At 35.6% G+C, this 7982-nt stretch carries 11 protein-coding genes and 1 tRNA gene; 7 read left to right on the forward strand and 5 right to left on the reverse strand.

All coding sequences use genetic code 11. The features are described 5' to 3' along the window. Positions 1 to 206: 206 nt before the first annotated feature. From glmS to OZD62_RS05310, 3 genes are all read right to left on the reverse strand, one after another. The gene (glmS, locus tag OZD62_RS05300) at positions 207 to 2027 is read right to left on the reverse strand and encodes a glutamine--fructose-6-phosphate transaminase (isomerizing) (RefSeq protein WP_275019599.1); all 1821 of its coding nucleotides are present in this window, start codon (positions 2025 to 2027) and stop codon (positions 207 to 209) included. Between the two features lie 80 nt (positions 2028 to 2107). Continuing rightward, the gene (yajC, locus tag OZD62_RS05305) at positions 2108 to 2479 is read right to left on the reverse strand and encodes a preprotein translocase subunit YajC (RefSeq protein WP_275019594.1); all 372 of its coding nucleotides are present in this window, start codon (positions 2477 to 2479) and stop codon (positions 2108 to 2110) included. A 137-nt stretch (positions 2480 to 2616) separates the two neighbouring features. Then, a tRNA-Asp gene (locus tag OZD62_RS05310) sits at positions 2617 to 2693 on the reverse strand. A gap of 191 nt (positions 2694 to 2884) precedes the next feature. Here OZD62_RS05310 and rpsB point away from each other — a divergent pair. From rpsB to OZD62_RS05345, 7 genes are read left to right on the forward strand one after another with little or no spacing between them, the layout of a single operon-like run. Continuing rightward, the gene (gene rpsB, locus OZD62_RS05315) at positions 2885 to 3733 is read left to right on the forward strand and encodes a 30S ribosomal protein S2 (RefSeq protein WP_275019596.1); all 849 of its coding nucleotides are present in this window, start codon (positions 2885 to 2887) and stop codon (positions 3731 to 3733) included. Beyond that, positions 3714 to 4574 carry a translation elongation factor Ts gene (gene tsf / locus OZD62_RS05320; protein ID WP_070356839.1) on the forward strand — a complete coding sequence of 287 codons (861 nt, stop codon included), beginning with the start codon at positions 3714 to 3716 and terminating at the stop codon, positions 4572 to 4574. The genes rpsB and tsf overlap by 20 nt, the downstream gene beginning before the upstream one ends. A gap of 16 nt (positions 4575 to 4590) precedes the next feature. Then, a complete protein-coding gene (gene pyrH, locus OZD62_RS05325; RefSeq protein WP_369800793.1) occupies positions 4591 to 5328 on the forward strand; it encodes a UMP kinase in 738 nt (245 codons plus the stop codon). Positions 5329 to 5335: 7 nt separating this feature from the next. Next, positions 5336 to 5893: a ribosome recycling factor gene (gene frr, locus OZD62_RS05330; RefSeq protein WP_010962658.1), complete on the forward strand. Its 558-nt coding sequence runs from the start codon at positions 5336 to 5338 to the stop codon at positions 5891 to 5893. 5 nt (positions 5894 to 5898) lie between these two features. Then, positions 5899 to 6162: a hypothetical protein gene (locus OZD62_RS05335; RefSeq protein WP_275019597.1), complete on the forward strand. Its 264-nt coding sequence runs from the start codon at positions 5899 to 5901 to the stop codon at positions 6160 to 6162. A 6-nt stretch (positions 6163 to 6168) separates the two neighbouring features. Next, positions 6169 to 6864, forward strand: coding sequence for a polyprenyl diphosphate synthase (uppS, locus tag OZD62_RS05340; protein ID WP_006279327.1), 696 nt, complete (start codon positions 6169 to 6171; stop codon positions 6862 to 6864). Beyond that, entirely contained in the window at positions 6854 to 7480 is a 627-nt protein-coding gene (locus OZD62_RS05345; RefSeq protein ID WP_010082212.1) for a phosphatidate cytidylyltransferase, read from the forward strand. The genes uppS and OZD62_RS05345 overlap by 11 nt, the downstream gene beginning before the upstream one ends. Positions 7481 to 7496: 16 nt before the next feature. On the opposite strand, the gene OZD62_RS05350 is transcribed toward OZD62_RS05345, so the two are convergent. Together OZD62_RS05350 and OZD62_RS05355 are read right to left on the reverse strand one after the other, a co-directional pair. Continuing rightward, on the reverse strand, positions 7497 to 7688 hold the full coding sequence (locus OZD62_RS05350) for a zinc-finger domain-containing protein (protein WP_006279326.1): 192 nt from the start codon (positions 7686 to 7688) through the stop codon (positions 7497 to 7499). Positions 7689 to 7815: 127 nt separating this feature from the next. Further along, a partial coding sequence (locus tag OZD62_RS05355; protein WP_275019324.1) for a transposase occupies positions 7816 to 7982 on the reverse strand: 167 nt, incomplete at its 5' end.

The following is a 7982-nucleotide window of genomic DNA, read 5'->3' on the forward strand; positions in this document are numbered from 1 at the left end:
GCGGTATCTCTAGATCCCGCTAACAAGCAGCGGGATGACGAATTACTTAACCGTCATACCACCGCGAACCTTCATACCGCCGCGGTATCTCGGCATAGATTCCGCTAACAAGTAGCGGAATGACGATTGTGTATCGTGTTTTGCTAAAAATCACAGAATGCAGTCTGGTCACCTTAATGAGAAGTTTAGCTTTAACTTTAAATGGACTACTCAACCGTGACAGACTTAGCTAAATTTCTTGGACAATCTGCATCTAACCCTTTTTTTGCTGCAGTAAAGTAAGCAAGGAATTGCATAGCAACACTGTAGATGATTGGAGAGATAAAATTATCAGTGTCTGGAAGTTGCACCACATCTGCGCAAACTCCCCTTAGGAATGGCGCTCCTTGTTTATCACTGAAGGCAATTACTTTGCCTTTTCTTGCAATAATCTCTTGTATATTAGATAGCGTTTTAAAGAATAAATCATCATAAGGGATAATTGCTATAACAAGCACGGTAGAGTCTATTAAAGCAATAGAACCATGCTTCATTTCTCCCGCTGCAATACCAGTTGTATTGATATATGAAAGCTCTTTTATTTTCAATGCGCCTTCCATTGCAACTCCGTATGAACTTCCTTTGCCGATTAAAATAACGTTATTGTGTTCTAATATACTGTCCGATATATGTTGTATTTTCATCACATTCAAAACGTGCTCAACATACTCGGGAATAGAGTTAATAGCGTTGCTTAGCTGTTTTATTCTCTCTCCACCCAGTACACCTTTTATTTTTCCAAGCTCCACGGCAAAGCATGCTAAAGTTGCAAGTTGCGCAGAAAAGGTTTTTGTTGAAGCAACACCAATTTCTGGCCCAGCAAGAGTATGTAACACAATATCTGAGATCTTTTCAATGCTGCTGCTAAATGTATTAGTTATACTAATGATTGTTTGCTTCTGTGATTTTGCATAACGCAGCGCTTCTATGGTATCTGCAGTTTCACCAGATTGAGAGATAAATAACCCAATGCTGCCTTCTTCCAGCTTGACGTTGCTATACCTAAATTCTGATGAGATTTCTAGATATACTCGAACTTGAGCGACATTTTCCAGCCAATACTTTGCTATTAGCCCAGCAAAATAAGATGACCCGCATCCAACTATAGTAATGTAACTCAGCTCAGAAAACAATTTTTTGTTAGCAAATATTACCTCTTTATATTGCTTGTAAAATTGATTTATTGTTTTGTTTAATGCACGCGGTTGCTCAAAAATCTCTTTTAACATGAAGCTAGGGTAACCATTTTTGCTAATTAGAAAATCACTTGGACTACTATTTTCTATACTGCGTTTAACTTGTGTACCATTGTTGTATATACTAACTCCACTAGATTTTATCACTGCAATGTCATCATCTTCCAAATGCGATATTCTTTCCACAAATGCACTTAAAGCATTAGAGTCAGATGCAGCAAACACTGTGTTACAGTTATAGCCTATTGCTAAAGGCAAATTTCTCTTCGCAACAAATAAGGCGTCTGGATATTCTGCAAATAATAAGACCAAGGCAAATGAGCCATGTAAGTTGTTTAAACACTTAAATAGAGAATCAATTGGCGACAATCCTTCATCAAGATATAAGGTTAGCATGTTTGGTATGATCTCTGTGTCAGTGTCAGTATGGAATGACATGCCCCTTTCTTCTAGACCCTTTTTTAGCAGATTGTAATTCTCAATTATGCCGTTATGAGCAACAACAACATTATTTGTACGAATGGGGTGAGCATTTTTAAGGCCTGGGACTCCATGTGTAGCCCAGCGAGTATGTGCTATACCAACTGTACTGTGAGACATCTTGCTGTCATCAACAACTTCACATAACCTTTCGACTTTACCTTCTGATTTTTTGACTTCTATCTTACCTTCGTTATTTATGATTGCTATACCTGAGGAATCATATCCCCTATATTCCAATTTTTGTAACCCAGTTAGTAAGGTTGGTATTACTGAATCACCGCTACTTACTACACCAAATATTCCGCACACAAATGGATCACCAAACAAACTTTTTTCTAAACATGTTAAGCATTTTTGCCTTTATTACTGGTTGATTTATATTCTTTTTATCATTCTTTCGATTTTACCTTTTTAATTGGTTTAGCTGCTACTTTTTGAGTTTCTTTGCTTAAAACCTCAGATATAGCGGACTTTAGAACTTTTATCTCAACTTTTGGTGCTATTTCTATTATAAATTGTGCATTTGCCTCATCAACTTTATTAGCTTCACCTATTATTCCACCAGAAGTAATGACTGTATCACCACGTTTTATTTGATCTATCATCTTTCTATGTTCTTTTAGCTTTTTTTGTTGCGGGCGAATAATGAGAAAATAAAATACCACAAATATTAAAATCAGTGGAATAAAACTAGCAAAAGATGCGCCGATACTTGATGTATTGCTAGTTGCATCTGCTGCAAAAACTTCAGAAATGAGCATATTTAATCCTAATTGTTAATGATAAAAACAAACCTATTTAAGTATTAATTACAATACCATGCCATGTCAAGTTTGGTGAAGGCGTTTCTCAATACCGGCAATAATACTGCGAATTCTAAGTTATGCCAAAACTAATATGGCGGGAGTGATGAGAATTGAACTCACGACCTCATGCGTGACAGGCATGCGCTCTAACCAACTGAGCTACACCCCCCTAATTTCTTTTTAGCATTTTCGGGCTTCAACTTTAAAGCTAATAAACATGTTGCCCTTTGTCAATATTTTTTGTTTGCGCTTTGCTGTCTTTTCTATTACTATGTAAATAATTTAATTTCACACATGGCTTGTACAAGTAGTCCCATTAGGGTTATGCCATGGAAGATAAACTATTTGGAGGAATGATATATGACAAATTTGCCTAAAGTCACTGTGCGTGATTTAGCTGAATCTGGTGTACATTTTGGTCACAAAATTAGTCGCTGGAGCGCAAAAATGGCTCCATACATATATGGAGTGCATCAAGAAAATCGTATACATATAATTGATTTGCGAAAAACACTACCATTGCTACAGGTGGCCATGAAGGCTTTATATGACGTTGCATTTCAAGGTGGTCGCATTCTATTTGTTGGTACAAAGTTTCAAGCTTTTGATATTATTGCAAGTGAAGCGATTCGTTGTGGTCAATATTATGTGAATCATCGTTGGCTTGGTGGTATGCTTACTAATTGGGGCACTGTTTCTTCTTCGATAAAAACCTTGGTGCAATATGAGAAAATATTAAATGACGAGGATAGCATTTTAACAAAGAAAGAATTGGGAAACATTGAAAAGAAAAAGCAAAAGCTTGATAAGGCGCTTGGCGGTATTAGAGAAATGGGAGCAATTCCTGATATCTTATTCATCATTGATACTAATAAAGAGCATATAGCGGTTAAGGAGGCTAAGAAGTTAGGAATTCCAATAGTTGCAATACTTGATACTAATTCTGATCCAGATGGTATTACTTATCTAATACCTGGAAATGATGACTCAAGAAAATCAATAGAGCTCTATTGTAAATTAGCTACCGACTCTATATTAGCTGGAATAGAGTCTAGTCTAGCAAAATCTGGAGTTAAGATTGATGATATAAGGGGTGATGAGTTTATTCAAGAAAAAGAAGATGGTATTGTGCAAACTAAAAGGAGACGTAGTAGAGTTTACAAAGAAGAAGAAAAGGAGGTAGTAACAAATGAAGATGAATCCAGATGATATAAGAGAATTACGTGATAGAACAGGGCTTGGCTTAAGTGACTGTAAAAAAGCATTAGAAGAATGTGATGGTGACATTAAGAAAGCCGTTGATAAGTTACGTACAATAGGTCTTGCTAAAGCTGACAAAAAATCTGATAGAGTAGCTTCAGATGGGCTCGTTGCTATGTGTTTGACTGAAAATTGTGGTGTATTGATTGAACTCAATTGCGAAACCGATTTTGTCGCAAGGAATGAGAAATTTATAGAGTTAGTTTTAAATTTAGCATCAATTGCTCATCAAGAACGCTGTACTAGCGTTGATGAGTTAAAAAATGCCAAGTATGAAAGCATTGGCACAGTGCAGGAAGCTATTATGAATGGTACGTCAGTTCTTGGTGAGAAGCTAGAGTTAAGCAAGCTTTGTTACTTAGAAGCTAAGGATGGAGTTATTGCTGGCTACGTACATGGTGATGTGTGTGGCTTAGGTAAGATTGGTGCTTTAATTGCATTGCAATCATCTGGTGATAAGGCGAAGCTACAAGAGATTGGGAAACAAATAGCTATGCATGTAGTTGCTATGAAGCCTGAAGCTTTGTCTATAGATGATTTAGATCAAATGAAGTTGAACAACGAACGTTCTATAATTGAAGAGCAAGTGAGGAGCTTAAATAAACCTGAAGAAGTAGCAAAAAAAATAGTAGATGGACGAATGGCTAAGTACTATGAAGAAGTTGTTTTACTGGAGCAAAAATTTATAAAGGATGATAAGATGAAGATTTCTGATTTTATAAAATCAAGCGAGTTGAGTGCTGTTAAACTCTCTAATTACAAGTTACTTGTTTTGGGTGATGCAGATTAAATAGCAAAAAATGTTTATTTCAACAAATGAAAAAAGCGAAATAAAATATTCCAGGGTGTTATTTAAAATCTCTGGTGAGGCTTTGATGGGATCAAAGCAATTTGGTCACGATATGGAGACTATAGGTGAGTTATCTAAAGGCATAGTTGAAGTTTGTAATCTTGGAGTTCAGGTATGTATTGTTGTTGGTGGTGGTAATATCTTTCGTGGCACATCTGCGTCTTTAAGTGGTTGTGAAAGAGCAAGCAGTGATTATATTGGAATGCTTGCAACTATAATCAATGCTTTAATTTTACAAAACTTTTTAGAAAAAAATTTAGTAGCTTCTAGGGTATTATCTGCAATACCCATGGCCACTGTATGCGAACCTTACATCAGAAGGAAAGCTATTCGTCATTTAGAAAAAGGTAGAGTGGTAATTTTTGCAGCAGGCACAGGCAACCCATTTTTTACTACAGATACAGCTGCAGCCTTACGTGCTGTTGAAATGAATTGTGATGTTATTCTAAAGGGTACGCAAGTAAATGGTGTATACTCCGCTGATCCGAAAAAAAATGAGGATGCTGTAATGTATGATAGGCTTTCTTACACGGATTTATTGACTCGTGATTTAAAAGTTATGGATGCATCAGCAATTTCACTTGCTCGTGAGAATTCTATTCCAATTATAGTTTTTTCTTTGAAGGGAGAAAAAATAGTCAATATTATTAAGGGTCAAGGTACTTATACTATAGTTTCAGATTGTAAACAGTAGGTAATTTATGTTAAATGAAATAAAAGCTAAAACAAAAGAAAGAATGCTAAAAACTATTCAGTCCTTTCATGATGATATTAAAGGCGTACGCACTGGTAGAGCTAGTGCATCTTTGCTTGATGGTATAGTTGTAAACATCTATGGTGGGCATCAAAAGTTAAATCAAGTTGCAGGCGTTTCGGTTATAGATAACAAAACCCTATCAATTAAAGTTTGGGACATTAGTGTTGTAGGTGAAGTGAAAAACGCTATATTAAATGCTAACCTGAATTTAAATCCTGTTGTCGAGGGTAGCACCATACGTATAGCTCTTCCGGACTTGACACAAGAAACCCGTGAAAAATTAGTGAAATTATTGCATCAGTTTGCTGAAAATGCACGGATTGCCATTAGAAATATACGTAGAGATATTATGGAAGAAACAGAAAAAATGAAGGAAAATAAAGAAATCTCAGAAGATGATTTTCATGGTGCTAAGAAGGAAATACAAAATATTACTGATGATAATATAAAAAAGATTGATGGTGAATTGTCCATCAAAGAAAAGGATATACTGAATCACTAAATGATATGGAGAAAGCTTACATAGCAAATGATGTCATTCCAGTGTTTGACACTGGAATCCAGTCTTTACTATACAACTATCTGATGCACTTGTTTGAAATCAAATTTCCTGGATCCCAGTGTTGGAGCACTGGGATGACACCAATTTTGCATTCAAGTATCAACTATTGGTGTCACTACAGTAACTCTCTTCCTGTCATGCAAGTAGCTGACACCTTCCAGGTGTCCATTGAAATCCAAAAAATTTCACTCAAGTCAAAATTAGGTTAAATTTAAATGTTGAATCAAGAATCTTTACCGAAACATTTAGCAATTATTATGGATGGTAATGGTAGATGGGCGAACAATCAAGGAAGGGTAAAAATTGATGGTTATAAAAAGGGCAGTGAAGTTGCATACGATATTGCCAAGTATTGTACGGACTTGACTATACCCTACTTAACTTTGTATGCATTCTCTATGGAGAATTGGCTTAGACCTAAAAACGAAACTGACTGTCTATTTGATTTATTTTACTCCGTTTTAACTAATGAAGATAAAGTCAATTTCATTTACAATTGTAACATTAAGTTGAATTTTATTGGCAATTTAAGTCTGTTACCCAGTAAAATATTGGATCAAATTAAAAAAGCAGAAGAAATGACACATAAGAACGATGGTTTATTACTCACTGTGGCAGTCAGTTACGGAGCAAAGCAAGAAATTACACAAGCTATAAGCAATATTATAAAAGAAAATATTGCTTATGTATCAGAAGAGGAATTTGAAAAATTTCTGTATACTAAAGATTTGCCAAAATTGGATTTATTAATTCGCACTGGCGGCGAAAAAAGGTTAAGCAACTTTTTATTATGGCAAGCAGCTTATGCTGAATTGTATTTTTGTGATACTTTATGGCCTGATTTTTCTTGTCAAGATTTGAGTAAAGCATTAGAAGATTATACAAAAAGAGAGAAAAAATATGGTAGATAATAATTTTATAATTAGAATGTTGTCCTCAATAGTAATATTATTCATATTTTCCTTTGCTACATATTTCAGTGATTTATCGTTTTACCTATTGATTTTTTCGATAGCAGTTTTATCTTCTTTTGAATGGTATAATCTAACCCAGGGAAACAAAATTTTATACGTTTTTGCATTATTATTGATTGCACTACCAAGCGCCTCATTAATATATTTATATAATCTACCACAGGGAAAATACGCATTAGTATGGTTCGTCTTAACCATTTGGGGAATTGACGTTACTGCCTACCTGTTTGGCAAGAATTTTGGTGGAGCTAAAATTTGCCCAATTATTAGCCCTGGAAAAACTTGGGCAGGACTTCTTGGTGCGATTTTAGCTGGAGTAGTGTGCACAATTTTTGGATCAATATTTTTTGGTCTATTTTCAATTTTTTATTCTCCAATCATTGGCCTTGCAATTGCTATTCTAGCGCAACTTGGCGATTTCACTGAGTCGCTTGTTAAAAGAGCTTACGGTGTTAAAGATAGTGGAAATATGATACCTGGCCATGGGGGAGTGCTCGACCGTATGGACAGTTTCATTTTTACTGCCCCTCTTATTGCTATTTACATAAGCTAAGTCTGCAGAAGTACCATTAGAGCTCATCCCTAGTCAGCTCCCCAACCGCTTCTACAGTGCAGTCATGGACAAACGTCTTTTCACAATAAGGGCAGGCTATTTCCTCTTCTTCTCCCATATCTAAATATATTAATGGATGGCCGGAACCCTCATCATTCTCATCACCATGACAACAAACTTTTCTATTATTAACCCTCACTTTTGACATGCTGCTCCTTTAGCTTATAACATTTTATATATTGAATATACCCATTCAGAAATAAAAAACAACAAGCACTATTCTCCATTTTTTATCCTATTCAGGTTAATCAGAGGTTGTCCGGAAACTAGTAAATTCAAGCATATTCCCTCTTTAACATAACCCTACTCATAGCTAGGTATATGAAATTCTCAGTGGATGTTGTGAGTAAATCATACTCCTTCGATAGCCTCCTATTCCTATTAACCCAAGCAAAAGTCCTTTCTACAACCCATCTTCTTGGCTGTACTTTAAACCCTTGTT

It is taken from the genome of Wolbachia endosymbiont of Drosophila seguyi, from assembly GCF_028981765.1.
GTDB classification, from domain to species: Bacteria; Pseudomonadota; Alphaproteobacteria; order Rickettsiales; family Anaplasmataceae; genus Wolbachia; species Wolbachia pipientis.